18 protein-coding genes and 1 tRNA gene are annotated in these 18,610 nt (G+C 53.7%); 9 read left to right on the forward strand and 10 right to left on the reverse strand.

Annotated elements, in window-relative coordinates; genetic code table 11:
• Positions 1–806: hypothetical protein (locus B3F49_RS06565; RefSeq protein ID WP_293909897.1), on the forward strand; the 806-nt coding region annotated here is incomplete at its 5' end.
• A 47-nt stretch (positions 807–853) separates the two neighbouring features.
• On the opposite strand, the gene B3F49_RS06570 is transcribed toward B3F49_RS06565, so the two are convergent.
• From B3F49_RS06570 to B3F49_RS06615, 10 genes are all read right to left on the reverse strand, one after another.
• A tRNA-Ala gene (locus B3F49_RS06570) sits at positions 854–926 on the reverse strand.
• Between the two features lie 43 nt (positions 927–969).
• The gene (locus B3F49_RS06575) at positions 970–2,574 is read right to left on the reverse strand and encodes a CTP synthase (RefSeq protein ID WP_293909899.1); all 1,605 of its coding nucleotides are present in this window, start codon (positions 2,572–2,574) and stop codon (positions 970–972) included.
• A gap of 19 nt (positions 2,575–2,593) precedes the next feature.
• Positions 2,594–3,163 carry an ANTAR domain-containing response regulator gene (locus B3F49_RS06580; protein ID WP_293890306.1) on the reverse strand — a complete coding sequence of 190 codons (570 nt, stop codon included), beginning with the start codon at positions 3,161–3,163 and terminating at the stop codon, positions 2,594–2,596.
• Between the two features lie 11 nt (positions 3,164–3,174).
• Entirely contained in the window at positions 3,175–4,455 is a 1,281-nt protein-coding gene (locus B3F49_RS06585) for a glutamine synthetase family protein (RefSeq protein ID WP_293909901.1), read from the reverse strand.
• Between the two features lie 16 nt (positions 4,456–4,471).
• Positions 4,472–5,197 carry a glutamate synthase gene (locus tag B3F49_RS06590; protein ID WP_293890312.1) on the reverse strand — a complete coding sequence of 242 codons (726 nt, stop codon included), beginning with the start codon at positions 5,195–5,197 and terminating at the stop codon, positions 4,472–4,474.
• A complete protein-coding gene (locus B3F49_RS06595; protein ID WP_293890315.1) occupies positions 5,194–6,426 on the reverse strand; it encodes an NAD(P)/FAD-dependent oxidoreductase in 1,233 nt (410 codons plus the stop codon). The genes B3F49_RS06590 and B3F49_RS06595 overlap by 4 nt, the downstream gene beginning before the upstream one ends.
• 1 nt (position 6,427) lies before the next feature.
• The gene (locus tag B3F49_RS06600) at positions 6,428–6,856 is read right to left on the reverse strand and encodes a 4Fe-4S dicluster domain-containing protein (RefSeq protein ID WP_293890318.1); all 429 of its coding nucleotides are present in this window, start codon (positions 6,854–6,856) and stop codon (positions 6,428–6,430) included.
• A gap of 10 nt (positions 6,857–6,866) precedes the next feature.
• Positions 6,867–8,372 (reverse strand): glutamate synthase-related protein, encoded by a 1,506-nt coding sequence (locus B3F49_RS06605; RefSeq protein ID WP_293909903.1) that lies wholly within the window; start codon positions 8,370–8,372, stop codon positions 6,867–6,869.
• A complete protein-coding gene (locus B3F49_RS06610) occupies positions 8,341–9,036 on the reverse strand; it encodes a class II glutamine amidotransferase (RefSeq protein ID WP_293909905.1) in 696 nt (231 codons plus the stop codon). The genes B3F49_RS06605 and B3F49_RS06610 overlap by 32 nt, the downstream gene beginning before the upstream one ends.
• Before the next feature lie 635 nt (positions 9,037–9,671).
• Complete coding sequence (locus tag B3F49_RS06615; protein ID WP_293909907.1) at positions 9,672–9,983, reverse strand: helix-turn-helix domain-containing protein; 312 nt, start codon at positions 9,981–9,983, stop codon at positions 9,672–9,674.
• A 365-nt stretch (positions 9,984–10,348) separates the two neighbouring features.
• Between B3F49_RS06615 and B3F49_RS06620 the strand changes: the two genes are divergently transcribed.
• The 8 genes from B3F49_RS06620 to B3F49_RS06655 form a co-directional block, all read left to right on the forward strand.
• Positions 10,349–12,442, forward strand: coding sequence for a glutamine synthetase III (locus tag B3F49_RS06620; protein WP_293909909.1), 2,094 nt, complete (start codon positions 10,349–10,351; stop codon positions 12,440–12,442).
• Positions 12,443–12,551: 109 nt separating this feature from the next.
• Positions 12,552–13,472, forward strand: coding sequence for a sensor domain-containing diguanylate cyclase (locus tag B3F49_RS06625; protein ID WP_293909911.1), 921 nt, complete (start codon positions 12,552–12,554; stop codon positions 13,470–13,472).
• On the forward strand, positions 13,472–15,478 hold the full coding sequence (locus B3F49_RS06630) for an HD domain-containing phosphohydrolase (RefSeq protein WP_293909913.1): 2,007 nt from the start codon (positions 13,472–13,474) through the stop codon (positions 15,476–15,478). The genes B3F49_RS06625 and B3F49_RS06630 overlap by 1 nt, the downstream gene beginning before the upstream one ends.
• A gap of 61 nt (positions 15,479–15,539) precedes the next feature.
• The gene (locus tag B3F49_RS06635; RefSeq protein WP_293909915.1) at positions 15,540–16,193 is read left to right on the forward strand and encodes an AAA family ATPase; all 654 of its coding nucleotides are present in this window, start codon (positions 15,540–15,542) and stop codon (positions 16,191–16,193) included.
• Positions 16,190–16,558 (forward strand): hypothetical protein, encoded by a 369-nt coding sequence (locus B3F49_RS06640; RefSeq protein ID WP_293909917.1) that lies wholly within the window; start codon positions 16,190–16,192, stop codon positions 16,556–16,558. Before B3F49_RS06635 ends, B3F49_RS06640 begins: the two co-directional genes overlap by 4 nt.
• Positions 16,559–16,590: 32 nt before the next feature.
• Complete coding sequence (locus tag B3F49_RS06645; RefSeq protein WP_293909919.1) at positions 16,591–17,277, forward strand: GNAT family N-acetyltransferase; 687 nt, start codon at positions 16,591–16,593, stop codon at positions 17,275–17,277.
• A 97-nt stretch (positions 17,278–17,374) separates the two neighbouring features.
• The gene (gene argC, locus B3F49_RS06650) at positions 17,375–18,415 is read left to right on the forward strand and encodes an N-acetyl-gamma-glutamyl-phosphate reductase (protein WP_293909921.1); all 1,041 of its coding nucleotides are present in this window, start codon (positions 17,375–17,377) and stop codon (positions 18,413–18,415) included.
• A gap of 9 nt (positions 18,416–18,424) precedes the next feature.
• The coding region (locus tag B3F49_RS06655) for a bifunctional ornithine acetyltransferase/N-acetylglutamate synthase (protein WP_293909923.1) at positions 18,425–18,610 on the forward strand (186 nt) is incomplete at its 3' end.

Raw genomic sequence — 18,610 nt, forward strand, 5'->3', positions numbered from 1 at the left:
GCTATACGGATAAATATCTTTACTTGGTTTTGTTCCTCCAGGGGGTTGCGAGAACCTTTGAAGCCTTGGAACTGCTGGATGAAGACTCTGAGGGTAATGATGAGGATGCCGATGCCAACTCGAGATCGATTGAGGCTGGGATGCATCTGAAAGTACGGGATGAGGAGATCTCGGATGATTTCCTGATTAATTACTTTGATGTTTTGATTGAAGGAGATATTTCTTCACTTTCCCAATTGATTTACATTCTGGCTGAAAGTGGTGCTCCAGAAGAATTATTAGGGATGGATGGCCATATCGCTCTTTCAGGAAATGTAACTTCAGATGCAGATCCTGCTTTCTATTCGCTGGGTTCGTCTCTCTCCCAACGATTGCACTATGACTATAGTTTGTTTGCAGATTTGGGGATTGAAACAGATATCTCCACAACATCATCGGTTGCGGGGACCCTGAGCGGAGAGCTGAAATACAGCGGGGTAATGAACCTTTCCTTCGACAGCTCCAATAACCCCAAACGAATACCTCAGCTTATTACCATTGAGGTCAAACCCTTTGCCGATCGTTCCTTGGTGGATATCCAAGATGCAATGGATGCTATTGATGAGATGGATTCACCTGATTCCGATGACATCTTTGATGCTCTCAAACTGGCTCTGTGGGGAACCACCAGTGATTGGTGCATTCAGATTACCAGATCCGTAGGGGATGCCTCCGGTGCACGAATCGTAGCTCTTTCCAATACTTGGGATGATGCAGATGCATTGGAAGTCATACAAGACTTTGTAAGCCTGATGAGTATAAAGTAGGCTTGAACAGGAACACCCGCCTTCCTGTCAGGAAAACGGGTGTTCTTTGGAGCCAAAGGGACTCGAACCCTCCACCTACTGATTGCGAACCAGTCGCTCTACCAGATGAGCTATGGCCCCACTGGATTTGCATACACAAACCTACCGCAGAGTGGCAAAACTGTCAACTCGTAAGGCCCAGTGAAGAGGCGATGAAGAGGCTGAAAATCGGGTGCGGCCTGTTCGGACGACTCTTGAACTCCGGATGGTACTGCACTCCTACAAAGAACGGGTGGTCGGCAAGCTCGACAGCTTCAACCAGTGTTCCATCAGGGCTTGTGCCGCTGATGACCAAACCATTGTCGACCAGGTCCTGACGGAAGGTGTTGTTGAACTCGTAGCGGTGACGGTGTCGCTCGGTGATGAGATGCTGGTTCTTATATGCTTTATGCATTTTTGTGTTCTCAGACACCACGCATGGATAGGTGCCCAGCCTCATCGTTCCGCCCTTTGGAATGTTTCCCCGCTGGTCGGGCATCAGGGCGATGACCGGGTGCGTTGAATCAGGATTGAACTCGCTTGAATGTGCATCTGCATACCCGAGAATGCTGCGAGCATACTCGATGACGGCGATCTGCATACCAAGGCAGATTCCCAAGTAGGGAATCTTGTGCTCCCTTGCATAGCGGGCGGCAAGGATCTTGCCCTCGATGCCGCGGTCGCCAAAGCCGCCGGGGACCAGAATTCCATCAGCCTTGGAAAGAAGGCCGCACACGGAATCCTCGGTCACCTGCTCGCTGTCGATCCAATCAATCTGTACTTGGGAACCCAAAGCCCAGGAGGCGTGCTTGAGTGCCTCCATGACCGAGAGGTAGGCATCGTGCAACTGGATGTATTTGCCTACCAGGGCAATGCGTACCTGTTTCTTAGCTGCTTTAATGGTTCTGAGCATCTCCTCCCATTCAGTAAGGTTTGGTTCCTTTGTTACAAGGTTGAGTTCTCGGCAGACGATGGTGTCCAACTGTTCCTCATGCAGCATCAAGGGAGCCTCGTAGAGAACCGGAACGGTCTTGTTTTCAATCACGCAGTCACGCTTTACATTGCAAAAGAGAGCGATTTTATCCTTGATGCTCTGTTCCAGCGGCTCATCGGAGCGGGTGACGATGATATCGGGGAAAATGCCCGATGCCATCAGCTCCTTGACCGAGTGCTGGGTGGGCTTGCTCTTGTGCTCGGCGCTGCTCTTCAGATACGGGACCAAGGTTACGTGGATGAACAGGCAGTTGGTGCGGCCGACCTCGTGGCCGATCTGCCTGATCGCCTCCAAAAACGGTTGGCTCTCGATATCGCCGGTGGTCCCTCCGATCTCGGTAATTACCACATCGGCCTCGGTTTTCCTGGCCAACGAGTAGATGGCGTCCTTGATCTCCCCGGTTACGTGCGGGATGATCTGGACCGTCGAGCCCAGATATGCACCACTACGCTCCTTGGTCAGCACGTTCCAGTACACTCTTCCGCTGGTAAGGTTGGAGAACTTGTTCAGGTCCTCGTCTATGAAGCGCTCGTAGTGGCCGAGGTCAAGGTCGGTCTCCGACCCATCTTCGGTGACGAACACCTCTCCATGCTGGTAAGGGCTCATCGTTCCCGGGTCGACGTTCATATAGGGATCAAGCTTTTGTGCCGCGATTTTCAGCCCCCTAGCCTTGAGCAGTCGTCCCAAGGACGCTGCCGTTATTCCCTTGCCAAGGCCCGAAACAACCCCGCCGGTCACAAATACATGTTTGGCCATACTCTCTCCTCGTACTCATTTACATCTGATACGTTTTCAAAATCAGGGAAGCGACATCGTATCTGCTCTTGCGCAAATCCATCGCCTGTTTCTCTATATGTCTGTGCGCCTGGTTTTCATCCATGCCAAGGTTCTCGATCAAGGCCCATTTGGCGCGGTCGATGAGCTTGATTTCCTCTATCTTGCGGTGTAGTTTCTCGTTCTCGTTATGCATTGCAGACAGGCGCTTTCGCATGGAAAACCCAAGGCTCAAGGCCTGGAAGAACATCTGGCGGATGACCGGCTTGGAAACCACTAGGACGCCTTGGTCGCAGTACAGCGCCTGCTCCTGTTCAAAATATTCGGCTTTCACCACCAGGATCGAGGTGGCGAGACTCTGCTGGGTAACCATGACCGCAAGCTCCTCGCCCGACTCATCGAGCAAGGGAGCATTGACAATGACCAAATCCAGCTCGGAATCAAGGATGATGCGCCTTGCCTGGGAAGCACTCTGGCATTTGGTGATGTCGACCCGTCTCTCATGCTCTACGATGAGATTACACAGGGATTCACATCCCTTCTCGGTCGACGAAACCACCAGAACACGCATCACTCAACCTCCTAGGTAGTCAAGAAGAATGGAAGACGGCTGGCCAGGTGCTTATCGCCGGCATCCTCGTACGAGCGCCAGTCGGCGAGCTTGGCCTCCAAGAAATATTCGAGCAGTCGCTTGGGGACGATTGATGAGACAAACTCACTGTTCTTCGCCAGTTCGATGGCATCGAACAACGACTGGGGCAGGGTCTTCCCATGCTGTTTCTGGTATGCGGAACCGACGTACTCCTCCTCGGGGACCATGTGGTTTTGAATCCCTTCCAAAGCAGCATTGAGCAGCAAGGTGATGGCAAGGTAGGGATTGCAGGCAGGGTCGGCTGACCGGACCTCGATCCTCCGGTATTCGGCACTGGTCTGGGGAAGCCTGATCAAAAGCGAACGGTTCGCCCGCCCCCAGCCGATGTAGCGGGGAGCCTCGAAGCAACCGAGTCTCTCATAGGAATTCATCAATGGATTGAGGAACAGGGAGATCTCATTGATGCGGTTCAGGATGCCGGCAGTCATCTGTTGTTCAAGTACCCTGTCCTGCTTGCCTTCCTGGGTAATGGAGAGGTTGATGTGCAGGCCGCTGCCGCTCTCCTGGGCCAAGGGCTTGGGCATGAACGAGGCAAACAGCCCGCTTCGGTCGGCAATGGTCTTTACCACCGACTTGAAGGTGATGAAGTTATCGGCCGCCTCCAACGGGGAGCCGTACTTGAAGTCGATCTCATGCTGGCCCGGACCCGATTCATGGTGGCTGCGTTCGGTATAGAAGCCCATCTGCTCGAGGGTCAGACAGATCTCCCGTCTGACGTTCTCTCCCTTGTCCAGAGGGGCGACATCGAGATAGGAGCCCCTATCCATCGGCTGGAATGTGGGAAGCCCGTTTTCATCCAGTTTGAAGAGATAGAATTCGCATTCGGGTCCCACCCCGAACTGATACCCCTGCAGGGTGGCTTTCTGCACCGTTTCTGCAAGCAGGGAGCGCCCATCACCTTCGAAAGGCGTTCCGTCCGGCCGCTTGATGGAGCAGAAGAAGCGAACCACCCGGCCTTGGGCCGGTCTCCAAGGGAGGATGGAGAGAGTGGATGCGTCGGGAAAGAGGAGCAAATCACTCTCATCGACCTGCAAAAAACCCTTTACCGCCGATGCATCGAAGGAGATGCCGGTGGTAAAAGCCCGATCCAGTTCATCGGCTGAGATGGAAATATTCTTTATCTGGCCGAAGATATCACAGAAAACAAGGCGTACAAACCGCACATCCTGTTCCTTGATGAAGCTCATCACTTCGCTATGGGTATTGGTCATTGGAAACCTCCCTCTCTCAAACATGGGTGTATAACATCCGATAGGGTGTAGCAGAGTTTGCCTGCAGTACAAAAAAGTGAGAAGCAAGCAGCATCTGCTTGTCAAAGGAAAAAATCGTACAATACTCGTCAAGGAGACTGGAAAGCAGCTCTTTGTCGCTATCCAAGGCATCACGGACGGAGACCTGCTTGGGCAGGCTCGCAGGAAGTGTATCACAGCGAAGATACATTGTTCCACCGTGCATACCCGTCCCGCAGAAATATCCCACCGGGGGCTTGCCCTCCTGATTGCGTCCCAACACGATGATCGTCCCGCCTGCCTGATACTCGCCCAGAAAGCTTCCTGCACGGTCGCCGATGATCAACAAGGGTTGTTTCTCCTGGTACGCTTTCATGTGGATACCTGAACGATAGCCGGAGCTGTCGCGGATATAGATGGAACCCCCGCGCATTGCATACCCAGTTCCATCACCGCAGCTGCCATGGATGACGATCTTGCCGTCGTTCATGGTATCGCCGGTTGCATCCTGGCCATTGCCGAAGACTGTGATGGTGCCCCCGTCGAGAAAGCATCCGAGGGCGTTGCCCGCCGTTCCCTTGATGAACAGCTGCTTGTCTGCAAGCGCCGAACCGATATATCGTTGCCCGTTTGCCTGTTCGATGGTGATCTGCTCATCCTCCACGCTTCTGATGGCCTTGTTCAAAGCTTCATACTCCATGAAGCCTGCAGTTATGTGTGTCATACGGGCCCTCCCAATTGCTGCTGTCGTACGTTCTTTGCAAAGGCCATCAAGAGAGGCTCCTCACAGATCAGGTCGAAATCGAGCGAGTCAAGCTCGACTTTGTTTCGGATCATTGCCGTGTAGATTCCCGCTCTTTTGCTTGCCTCACCGACCAGGATGCACCCGACTAGATGGTTGTCCTTGACGAACAGGCGCTTGTATCCGTCCTTGCAGGGGATCACATGCGACTCTCCCTCGTACCGCCCCACCGTAATAAGGTGCAGCCCCATAAGCGAAAGGGCATTCATGGCGACGGCCTTGTCAAAGCCGGCCTCGTCGCCGGCCATATTCTTACCCGCTGTCTCTCCTTGCAGGTACGCATTGGGAAGCAAGGCAAGCACCGCTCGTTGGCCGCTTATCATCTCAGGACCTTCCGAACAGTCGCCTGCAGCAAAGATATCCGGGTCACCCGTCCTTCCCCCTTGGTCGACGAGAATCCCCCGATTGACTGCAAGGCCTGCTTCAGAGGCAAGCTGTATGTTCGGCCTCACCCCGACTGCAATGACCAGAAGGTCGAAACCGATGACAATTCCGCTCTGAAGCAGGGCTTCATTGGCGGTGCACTCTTGGATGCTGTCGCCCAGGTAGAACCGAAGCCCCTGCTCTTGGAGGTGGTCACGCACCTGAATGGAGGAAGCCTCATCGAGCACGCTCATCAGAACCCGCGGGGCGAGGTCAACCACACTGACCGACTGCACCTTGTCAAGAATTCCCTCCGCACACTTCAGGCCGATGAGGCCTGCACCCAGAATGAGGACACGGCTCTCCTTCTTCAGGTGGGTCTGCAGGCGCTTTGCTTCATCAAGGGTGAGGAAGGTAAACCAATTCTTCACCTCGCCCAGCCCCTTGATCGGGGGAACGAAGGGAGAAGAGCCGGTTGCCAGGAGCAGCTTGTCGTACGAGAGGGTTGTTTCCCCATCCAGGCATACCGTCTTCCCCTCTCGGTCGATGCTCGTTGCACGGGTTCCTTGCAACACTGTCACCTTGTTCTCTTCATAGAAGGCGGCAGTGCGGTATTTCATGCGGTTCTCATCGGTTTTTCCCTGCAACAGGTAGGAGATGAGGGGCCGGCTGTAACACGGATGGTCCTCCTCCCCGATAACGGTGATTGAGCCCTTCCGGTCAATGCTTCTGATTGCCTCGATGCAAGCGGTGCTCGCGATCGAATTTCCTATCATGACGTAGTGCATATCAACGCTCCTCGAAAACGATGGCCTTGTTCGGACAACCTTGGATGCAGGCAGGCTGTCCTTGGGAGTTCGTGGTACAGAGCTCGCACTTCTGCATCACCCCTTCCACAGCTGGCATCAAGGCGCCGTACGGGCAGGCCATGATGCAGGAGTAGCAGAGAACGCAGCGGCTCTGGTCGATGACGATCACTCCATCCTTGCTGGTAATGGCGCCGCCGATGCAGCTTTTTACACACAGTGGTTCGGTGCAGTGGCGGCAATTCACTGCAAAACTGATGGTCCCTCGTTGCTCGACGGTGATGCGGGACTTGATCTGCTTGTCTTTCAGCGCCTTGACCATGTCCTGTACACCCGAATTGGCATACGCACAGTAGTACTCGCACAGGTGGCAGCCCAGACACCACATTTCATTGACATAGATGCGTTTCATGGTTTGCCTCCTATTGGCCGGCATGGGCTATGCCGAGAATCTTCAGCTCGGTCTCATGCAATCCAATGCCCCTGAGCATCAGACGGTTGCCTCGGAGCGCTTCGATGCTGTTGATGCCCATGCCTCCCATCATCTCCTTGATCTCGTGGTCCCATGCAGTGAGGAGATTGACCAGGCGACGGCTTCCCACTTCGGGATTCAAGCGCTTGACCAGCTCTGGATTCTGGGTGGCAATACCCCAGTTGCATTTGTCGCTGTGACACGTACGGCACAGATGACAGCCGAGGGCGACCAAGGCACTGGTGGCGATGTAGACGGCATCGGCTCCGAGGGCGATGGCCTTGACGACATCGCTGCTGCTGCGGATCGAGCCGCCCACCACCAGACTGACGTTGCCCCTGATGCCCTCCTGCCTAAGGCGTTGGTCGACGCTGGCCAAGGCAAGCTCGATGGGAATGCCGACATTGTCACGGATGCGCGCCGGGGCCGCTCCCGTGCCTCCGCGGAATCCATCGATGGCGATGATGTCCGCACCGCTGCGGGCAATGCCGCTTGCGATGGCCGAAATGTTGTGCACGGCCGCCACTTTGACAATGACCGGCTTGGTGTAGCGGGTCGCTTCCTTGAGGGCGTAGACCAGCTGCCTGAGATCTTCGATGGAGTAGATGTCATGATGGGGCGCGGGACTTATGGCATCGGCATGAAGGGGGATCATGCGGGTGGCCGAGATATCCTCGCCGATCTTCGAGCCGGGCAGGTGTCCCCCGATACCCGGCTTGGCCCCCTGTCCCATCTTTATCTCAATGGCAGCCCCGGCATTCAGGTATTCGGGATGTACGCCGAAGCGCCCCGAGGCAACCTGTACGATGGTATTTTTCCCATACTGGTAAAAGTCCTTGTGCAGGCCGCCCTCGCCGGTATTGTAGAAGGTGCCCAGCTCGCTGGCGGCCATGGCCAGACTCTTATGGGCGTTGTAGGAGATCGAGCCGTAGGACATGGCGCTGAACATGATGGGAATATCGAGTTTCAATTGACCGGATGTGCTGGTTATGATTCGCCCATCTGCATCCCTGCTGATTTTGGAACTCTTTTTCCCCAGGTAAGTCCTCGTTTCCATAGGCTCGCGCAATGGATCGATGGAGGGATTGGTCACCTGGCTTGCATTGATCAGCATTTTATCCCAATAGACCGGATAATCCTTGGGAGTCCCCATCGAGGCGAGCAGCACCCCTCCGCTCTGGGCCTGCCGGTAGATGTCCTCGATAACCTCGGTCTTCCAGTTGGCATTCTCCTTGAATGTGTGATCGGTCTTTACGATTTTCAGGGCACGGGTGGGGCAGAGGGAGACGCATCGGTGGCAGTTGACGCACAGCGATTCATCTGCTTTCATGCGACCGCTCTCCTCGTCGTAGTGATGTACCAAATTGGCGCACTGCCGTTCACAGACCCTGCAGGCAATGCACCTGTCCTGGTTGCGGATTATCTCAAAGGGCGGATACAGATAGTTGATGCCCATTCTCTTCTCCTTCTTGCATAGCGTCCAGGGTGACGATGACCGCTTTTCCTCCGCTGGGGTACCAGAGCCGGTCCGGTTCGGGTTCTATGACCCTGATTGCCGCTTCCTCGCTGGCCAGGTACACCCGGTCTCCCTTCTCGGCGGCAACCAGGCTGCGCAGCTTGAGCCGGTCGTTGAGGGCCATCAAGCCGCCTTTGAAGCCGAGGATGATCGAGAAGGGACCGGTGATGAGCATGCTCGCAAAGGTATTGCGCAGGTATGCATACTCATCGCGCTCAACCTTCTCCTTCTGCTCGATCGTCGACCAGAAAGGGGCGGCAAGTACATGGGAGACCTCTTCAAGGGTGAGACCCATCCTGCGGTGCAGGTAGTCGATCATATAGGTGATGACCTCGGTATCGGTCTGCAGCGTGCAAGCGTAGCCGTACATCTCGATATGCCGACGATTTGCGTCGTAGCTGGAGATTTCACCATTGTGCACCACGCTGTAGGAGAGCAGGCTGAAGGGGTGGCTGCCGCCCCACCATCCAGGAGTGTTGGTGGGGTAGCGGCCGTGAACAGTCCAGCTATAGCCTTCGTACTCGTCGAGCATGTAGAACTCGCCTACGTCCTCGGGGAATCCGACAGCCTTGAATACGCCCATGTCCTTGCCCGAGGAGAACACATANNATCTCCCGGTTGATGCGGATGACGCACCGGGCGGTATACTCATCCTCATCCAGCTGGCTGAAGGATAGCTTGGTGGGAAGCGCGGTGACAAAGTACCGCCAGATGAGGGGTACGTCGGTGATGGCGGGGTGTTTCTTGGTGGGAATCTTGGAGAGGTTGATAAGATCGAAGTGTTCTTCAAGGAACTCCTCGCATGCCCGCTTGGCTTCAGATGAGTAGTAGAATATGTGCAAGGCTGTATAGTCCTTGTACTCGGGATAGATTCCGTATCCTGCAAATCCCCCTCCCAATCCGTTGCTCCTGTCATGCATGACCGAGATGGAGGTGATGGCCTCCCGCGCTGAAAAGCGCTTGCCGCTGCGGTCTATGATGCCGCTGATGGCGCATCCGCTGCTGTTGCGGAATTCTCCTTCCAAAGGCGTTCGCTGGTGATAACAGTCCATTGTGTGTACTCCCCGGGCATGAAAAAAGGCGTCCACCATCGATAGCTTGCTCATGAAGCTACCATTGGTGGACGCCTTTGTCCCTGTGGTAATTTTGCACAGTGTATCCAAGAATGGAGAGTTTGTCACGGGGGCGGCGGAAATTTATCGGATTGCTTGTTCTACAGTGATGTATGCAAAGGCTTTATCACCTCTTTGAAGCCCGCTTGCCTACAGGCAAGGAGAGGTCCTGCAATTTCCTTCCCAGAATATCGTCCTTGGCGATGAGAAGGATGTCATCCACCAGTCCGATGGCAAGCAGGACTTGTACATAGGCTCCCATCGAAACCGATGGCGATCCTTTTTCTACAGCCCAGAGCGTTGCCCTGCTGATACCGGCACGCTCGGCTATCAGCTCAACCGGCAGACTTCTTCTGAGGCGGGCGAGTTTAATCTGATGTCCCATTGTTTCAAGCTTGGCCGCAACGCTTGGAAGCAGGACGACTGTTTTTTGTCCCATGTGGACAGTATAGGGGTGATGGTATGAATATACAAGCCTTATTGTTTATATTATTAAACAAAATTGAAATTTAGTCTTATAATATAAACAATATGGGCAAATGGTACACCGTTTTGTTGTATGGATTCATCCTTCTGCTTTGAAAATCTTATGTACCCCAGTTGACAGTAATCCTTTCTTGGGTGTACAAAGTGCCATCAGCAAAGGCGCTGTAGTCCGTTATGGGCTACAGCGCCTTTCTCTTTTTCCGGCATGTGTGTCGGAATTGGGTTTGTGGGCACCTTGTTTCTTGACGGCCTAATTGGTGACAAAGTCAGGGGATGAGTGTGCCGAAAACCCGTTAACACCACCAGAGGGGGCAGTGTATGACAGAACGTGTTGACCAGTATTTCGGGTGCATGGTGTTCGGTGATAGGATGATGCGCGAATATCTAGCCAAAGACACCTATCGTGAGTTGAAGCAGACTATCCGCGAGGGCAAGGAGCTTGATATCACCATAGCCAATCAGGTGGCGCATGCCATGAAAGAGTGGGCGCTGAGCAAAGGCGCAACCCACTTCACCCACTGGTTCCAGCCGATGACAGGAATCACCGCTGAGAAACACGAAAGTTTCATCTCAGCCGCAAAGGATGGCTCGGCCCTGCTTGAGTTCAGCGGCAAGGAGCTCATCAAGGGTGAGCCCGACGCCTCCTCCTTCCCCTCCGGCGGACTGAGAGCAACCTTCGAGGCCCGTGGCTATACCGCCTGGGATCCCTCAAGCTATGCCTTCATCAAGGAAAACACCTTGTGCATCCCCACCGCCTTCTGTTCCTACAGCGGCGAGGTTCTGGATAAGAAAACTCCGCTGCTTCGCTCCCTGGAGGTTATCAACAGAGAGGCTTTGAGGATTCTCAAGCTCTTCGGCAAGACAGAAGTGAAACGGGTGGTGACCACCGTCGGGCCGGAACAGGAGTACTTCCTGATCGACAAGAGCCTCTATCTGAAACGCAAGGACCTGATCCATACCGGTCGAACCCTGCTAGGGGCACGACCTCCGAAAGGCCAGGAGCTGGAAGACCACTACTTCGGCAACCTCAAGAGCCGGGTGTCGGCCTTCATGCGTGAACTTGATGAAGAGCTGTGGAAGCTCGGCATCCTGGCCAAGACCGAACACAACGAGGTTGCCCCCAGCCAGCATGAGCTTGCCCCCATCTTCACCACCAGCAACCTAGCCGTCGACCACAACCAGTTGACCATGGAGGTGATGAAAAAGGTTGCCGACAAGCATGGGCTGGTCTGCCTGTTGCACGAGAAACCGTTTGCCGGGGTGAACGGATCGGGCAAGCACAACAACTGGTCCCTCTCCACCGATAGCGGAATCAACCTGCTGGAACCAGGAGACAACCCGAAGGACAATGCCCAGTTCCTGCTCTTCCTGGTTGCCGTGATTGCAGCGGTGGATGAGTATCAGGACCTTCTCAGGGTTTCCGTCGCAAATGCCGGCAACGACCATCGCCTCGGGGCCAATGAAGCCCCTCCCGCCATTGTCTCGATGTTCCTCGGCCAGGAGCTCACCAACATTCTCGACTCATTGGCCGACGGGACTGATTGTCCAAACAAAGCCCCCACCTCGATGCTGCTGGGGGTGAACCTGCTGCCTCCGCTTCCCAAGGACAGCACCGACCGCAACCGCACCAGTCCGTTCGCCTTCACCGGAAACAAGTTTGAATTCAGGATGCTGGGCTCCTCCTTCTCCGTCAGTGGTCCGAACTTTGTACTCAATACGATCATAGCCGACAAGCTCTCCCTGTTTGCCGATCAGTTGGAGAAAGAGACGGACTTTGCCTGTGCTCTTTCCAAACTGGTCAAGGAGACCTATCAGAAGCATCGCAGGATCGTGTTCAATGGAAACAACTATGCCCAGGCCTGGGTCGAGGAAGCCCAGAGGCGGGGGTTGTCGAACCTGAAATCCACCGTTGATGCACTTCCGGCCTTCATCAGCAAGAAGAGCATCGCTCTCTTCTCCAAGTTCGGCGTACTCAGCGAGACCGAAATCCACAGCCGCTACGAGATTGTTTTGGAGAACTATTGCAAGACGATCAACATCGAAGCGCTTACCATGACCGACATGGTTCGCAAGCAGATTCTTCCCGCCCTCAGCACATTCAGCGGTATGTTGGCCCGTTCAGCACAGGATAAACTGGTCCTGGTTCCCTCCCTTTCGCTCTCCTACGAGAAATCCACCGTCACCTCCCTGAGCAGGCTTGCAGACAGCCTCGAATCGGCTGTGACTGAGCTTGAGAAGCGGGTGGTGGACGCACGCATGGTGGGTGAGGTTCTTCAGACAAGCAGGTACTATCACGACCAGGTGCTCCCTGCAATGGCTGAAGTACGGTCGATCAGTGATTCCGCAGAGCTTCTGATGGGTGAGAGCTACTATCCGATACCCACGTACGAGCAACTGCTGTACTCCGTATAATATATAGGACTCCTCCTGGGTTTGGGAACCCTTCTGAAAACAGGGGGGTTCCCTGTTGTATCCGAAGATATTCATGGTACAGTATGAGTGCTCATAGCTTGGAGGCAGGATGTACCAGGAGATTCTTTCTGAACTACTCTATTCACTTTTCAACACCATTCCCGATCCTTTTTTTGTCATCGGCGAGGATGGTACGTACCTTGAGGTGTTCGGAGGAACCGATCGAAGTCTCTATGATGACGGCAAGCCCATGAAAGGCAGGAATATTTATGATTTCATGCCCAAGGAGTTTGCCGATTTCTACATGCAACAGGTGCGCCGCACCCTGGAAATGAACTGTCTCAACGCATTTGATTATCAGCTTGAGACCAACAAGGTGGTGCTTCCTGAATTCAATGGACCGGGAGGAACGCAGTGGTTTGAAACCAGGATGTTCCCTCTCAAGACCCCGTATATGGGCCAACGGGCAGTTACTGCACAAATCATCAACATAACCGAGCGGAGAAACCTCCAAAAAAAATTGCGTGAACTTTCCTACATCGACCCCCTGACAGGCCTGTACAACCGACGATACTTTCTTGAGAGGGTGAGAATACACTTGATGGAGAAGGGCAGGGCCCACATCATGCTCTGCGATATCGATCGGTTCAAGGATGTGAATGACCAGTATGGCCACTTGGCCGGCGACGCCGTACTGAAGGAGTTTGCCGGTATCGCAAAGGATGTGCTGAAGCATAACCATGCCATCGCCCGCTTGGGAGGTGATGAGTTTGTCATGGCTCTTACAGACATGACGGACGAGGAGGCCTTTGCAATGGGTGAGAGTTTGAGAAAGCAGGTGGAAAAAACACACTTCCACTACCAGAGCCAGGTGCTTTCGATACGAATCAGCATCGGCATAGCACGACTTTGCTATGAGGACCTTGAGAAAAGCGAGTTGATCGCCGATGCAGACCGTGCCCTCTATCAGGCAAAAGCCTCTGGAAAGAATAAGGTTTGCTTGTTCGACGATTCGGTAAGGGGGCTGTGATGTTCAATATCCTGTTTAATATCGCCCTGCTTCTAGCCCTCATGATTTTCTTCGCCACCTACCCGTTTCGCAATCTCAAGAGGCTCACATCCCATAAAGTGCTTGTAGGCTCGGTTGTCGGGATCATCGGCATACTGGTCATGCTCAATCCCCTGACCCTCTATGAAGGGGTGATATTTGACTCGAGAACCATCCTGCTCACTGTATCAGGCATGGTCTTCGGTTTTATCCCAACAGCCATCGGAGCAGGTATGATGGCTGTCTACCGGCTTATTATCGGTGGTGGAGGCATCTATACAGGCCTTGCGACCATTCTGCTGAGCAGCATTGTTGGGAGCGTTTGGCACCGGAAGCGCTATGACAAGGTGCTTGCGAAGCATGAAATGTTTGGTTTTGAGTACTACCTGATGGGAGTGGTCACCCACATAGGCATGCTGCTTGCCATGCTGCTCATGCCTTCAGACATCCGTAGGACGGTTATCGGCGTCATGGCGTTCCCGATTCTTGTTGTCTATCCCATAGGAACCTATCTGCTCAGTCTCCTGTTTTTCAGCCAGGCCAGGCGGGTTCTCGCAATCACCGAGTTGGAAAAAAGCGAACAATTGTTCAAGACCATGTTCGAACAAGCCCCGATCGGCATGTCCCTTACCGATGTTGAAAGCGGCAGGATTGAGAACATCAACCAAAGCTATGCCGACATGCTTGGATATACCAGGGAAGAGGTGCTGGGAAGGCGTTGGGATGAGTTCACCCATCCTGAGGACAAAGCGCTCAGCAGAGTGACCACCCAGCGTCTTTTGAACAAAGAGGGAGGAATTCTGTCTATAGACAAGCGATTCATCCGCAAGGATGGACAGATCCTTTGGGCCAATCTCTCCCTCTCCATCTTCACCACCAAGGATATGAAAAATGTTGAGTCCTTGTGCATGACCGTCGACATCACTGAACGCAAGCAGTACGAGCAAAAAATCCTGTATGCCTCCAACCACGATGCTCTCACCGGACTCTACAACCGTGTGCATTTTGAAGAGTATGTACGGGATCTGCAAATTGCCGATGACCAGATTCTCACTGTCGCGTTCGGGGATGTGAACGGGCTCAGAATCCTCAACGAGGCCTTCGGTCGCGATGAGGGCAACCGCCTGCTCAGCCGCATAGCACGAATATTGGAAAAGCATCTACCTGAAGGCGATTATGTCAGCCGGGTGGGAGGTGATGAGTTTGCCCTGTTCTTCTTCAACCGAAACCCCGACCAGGTTGAGACCCTTCTTGGTGGAGTAACGAGTGATATAGCCTCCTTGGAGATGATGGGTTCGGTGGTTCCCTCAATGAGCTTCGGCCTTGCTTCCTTGGATACCGCCCAAGGCAGCATCAACGAGGCGATCAAGCAGGCGGAGAAGGACCTGGCAACCAGAAAGCTCGTCGACAGCCCCCACACCCAGGGAAAAGCCGTCTATGCAATCATCAACACCCTCCACGAGAAGAACAAGCGGGAGGAGAATCACTCAAGGCGCGTCAGCGAGTTGTGTGAACGCCTTGCCAGGGCCTCCGGCCTGGGTGAAATGGCGGCCAATGAGCTGAGGCTGGTGGGCCTCTTGCACGATATCGGCAAGATTGCCATTGATGAGTCCATACTCAACAAGGATGGCAGGCTGACAGCCGAAGAGTGGAAGGAGATGAAGCGGCACTCCGAAATCGGATACCGCATTCTCAACTCGGTTGAGGATATGGCCGGACTCGCCCAGTATGTGTTGGCGCATCATGAACACTACGACGGCAACGGGTATCCAAAAGGCCTCAGGGGAGAGGAGATTCCCCTGCAGTCGAGGATCATCAGCATCGCTGATGCCTATGACGCCATGACCTCCTCCCGACCGTATCGCAAAACGGTGACCACCGAGCAGGCTGCGCAGGAGATCAAACGCTGCAGTCAGACCCAATTTGATCCCGCCCTTGCAAAAGTGTTTATCGAGGATGTATTGGGCTTGGACTACACAAGCTTGTAGACCTGTTTCTTGACTTCTGGTAATTACAGGTATACCATAAAAATACCAGAAGGAGGTGTCTATGGGAGTCATTACCATTTCTCGTCAGATAGGCAGTGAAGGAACCTTCATTGCCAAACGGGTTGCCGAACAACTGGGCTTGTCCTTTATTGACAAGGAAGACATCGAGAAAGTCATGCATGCCTACGGCTTCAGTGCCTTCGAGGAAGTGTACAACACCCGCCCCGGTTTTTGGGAACGTTTTAATCTTCAACGTTCCGTGACCATCGACTTCCTGCTTACTGTAATGCGTGCCTTCGCAAAGGTTGGCAATGTGGTGCTGCTCGGCCGGGGAGGATTCGGTCTCTTCCAGGGGTACACCGATATTCTCAACGTTCGACTGAAAGCACCGCTTTCTGTACGGCTTGAGCGAAAGCAGAAGGAGTATGGTACTACTGATATCGAGGCTAGAAAAGCTTTGATCGAGCAGGAACTGATTCGGACCAGCTTTGTGCAAACCGACCTGCAGTACAACCAGAATGATGCAGCGCTTTTTGATTTGGTTCTCGATACCTCCATCGTTCCACCCGAGACTGCAAGCCTGTGGATCTGCGACGCCTACCGGCAGCTGATGAAAAAACCGCGAATCGACGCCAAGCACACCCGCGCCGACTTGGTTGTGGACGATGTGCTGTTGAAATTGGTCGGTACCATGTTGGGAAAGAGTGAGTCATGAAGGCGACAGGCGGAGCAAAGGCTTTTCTGCTCATAGGAACGCTGCTCGTTGCACTGGTTCTCCTGTCTCCGTTTTTCTTCTCGCTGATATCACTGATCGTCAATTCCGAGCTGGTCTTTGACTACTTGATGACGGCCGAATTGGGCTTTGTCGCCATCATTGCCCTTTTGTTTCTCATGGTGGGGACCTTTTTGGCAAAAGGCCCATTCCTATTCTTCGTCTTTGGTTCAGTGGCAGCTGTTGTCTCATTGGTCACCCTGATGCTGCTCTCCGATCCTCCCGTGTTTCTCTCTGTATCGGCCCTGATTCTCTACAACCTGTCCTTGGTTTCATCTCTGGTGCATGGAGTGCTCAGCTTGAAGTGACAATCCTTACGTGTTTATTGTAAACTGTGAGCATGGATATCGTTTCGTTTTTAGAGAGTAAAGGGGAGATCACCTACATCGATCTCATCGAACCGCTGAGAGAGGGGACGGCAGAGGTCCTTCTGGCCTCGGAGGCGGGTGTATTGATTTGCATCAACAAGAACACGCGTTGTTGTGCACTGTTTGACGAGCAGGCACTGCCCGACTTTGCAAAACTCATGGTCGGAAGCGACGACGCCCTCTGTGTTCATGAAGGGCCGTTGGTCGAATATCTCAAGGCACAAGGATTGCCCTACCATCTGGGTTGCGTGCAAGCCGTCTATCCGAGCAAGCAGCGGTTTGTCCTCTCGTCGAAAGTCACGATACAGCCGTTGTGCCTTGAGGATCTGGATATTGTTTTGGCCCACTACAAGCATGCCGACAGGGCGTACATCACCGAGCGTGTATCAGCCGGCTCGATGAGGAAGGCTGTCGTCGACGGCCAGCTTGCCGCCTTCATCGGCAGGCACGCCGAAGGGACCATCGGGATGCTTGAAGTCCTGCCTGCCTGGCGCAGACGACATATCGGTGAGGAGCTGGAGAAAGCCTACATCAATCTGCTGCTGGATCAAGGGCGCATTCCCTACTGTCATGTCGATACTGCCAATACAGCTTCACTTTCTTTGCAGAAAAAGCTGGGAATGAGCTGGGGAAAGGATGTAATTCACTGGCTTAATTAATATTTATACATAATTTTCTGAAATTATATGCATGGATACTGGTCAAGCAACGGATTATCTGTATAATTATACCACTATCGTATACACGGAGGATTGTATGCTGCGATGCGGAGTAATTGGTGCTACAGGGTATGCAGGATCGGTCCTGGTATCCTTATTGGCTGCACACCCCAACGTTGAGATCACCTATTTGGCTTCCCACTCATACGCGGGCAAGCGTTTTTCCGATATCTATCCATCGCTTGCGGGTGGTTGCGACCTGGTTTTGCAGGAGGAGGATGTGCAAGAGGCGAGCAAGCTTTGCTCGGTTCTGTTTTTAGCTCTCCCCCATGCACTGGCCAGCCGCAAGGTCACCGAGGAGATCTTGGAGCGATGCATCGTCATCGATCTGGGAGCCGACTATCGGCTTAAGGAAAGCAGTGTCTATGAATCCTGGTACAAGACCGAACACGGCAGCAAGCACCTTCTCAAACAGAGTGTCTACGGCCTCTGCGAACTGCATCGCAGTGAGATTGAGAAGGCCAACCTGATTGCAAATCCGGGCTGCTATACCACATGCTCCATTCTCACCCTTGCTCCCTTGCTGGCCGAGCAATTGGTCGATCCATCCAGCCTGATAATCGACAGCGCCAGCGGAGTCAGCGGGGCAGGCCGCAGCGAGAAGATCGACTCGTTGTTCTGCGAGTGCAACGAATCGTACAAGGCGTATGGGGTGACCAATCACCGCCACACCCCGGAGATCGAGCAGGAACTGAGCCTTATCAACGGTTCTGACATCGTGGTGCAGTTCACTCCCCATTTGGTTCCGATGAACCGTGGAATCCTGTCCACCTGCTATGCAAACCTCAAGACCGGGGTGACTGAAGGTGATATCGAGTCTGCATATCAGAAACACTACGGCAAGGAGCGCTTCATCCGCCTGATGGGATCCTCCCTTCCCGAAACCCGGTTCGTACGGGGAACCAACATCTGTGCCATCGGGTGGAAGGTCGATGCAAGGACCAGGCGCGTCATCGCAATCGGGGCGATAGACAATTTGATCAAGGGTGCCGGCGGACAAGCGGTACAGAACATGAATATCCGGTGCAACTTTGAGGAGACCCTCGGCCTTCCTCTCTATGTGAGCAACCCCCTCTAGGAGGCTTGTATGCAGATTATCGACGGTTCAGTTACCGCAAGTAAGGGATTTTCAGCCAACGGCGTCGCCTGCGGCATCAAGAAGCGGAAGAAGGACCTGGCTCTGGTGGTCAGTCAGGTTCCCTGCTCATTTGCAGGCTCTTTCACCACCAATCTGGTGAAGGCCGCCCCGGTGCTCTGGGACCAGAAGCTGGTG

It is taken from the genome of Sphaerochaeta sp. UBA5836 (genome assembly GCF_002432845.1).
In the GTDB taxonomy this organism is placed as follows: Bacteria; Spirochaetota; Spirochaetia; order Sphaerochaetales; family Sphaerochaetaceae; genus Sphaerochaeta.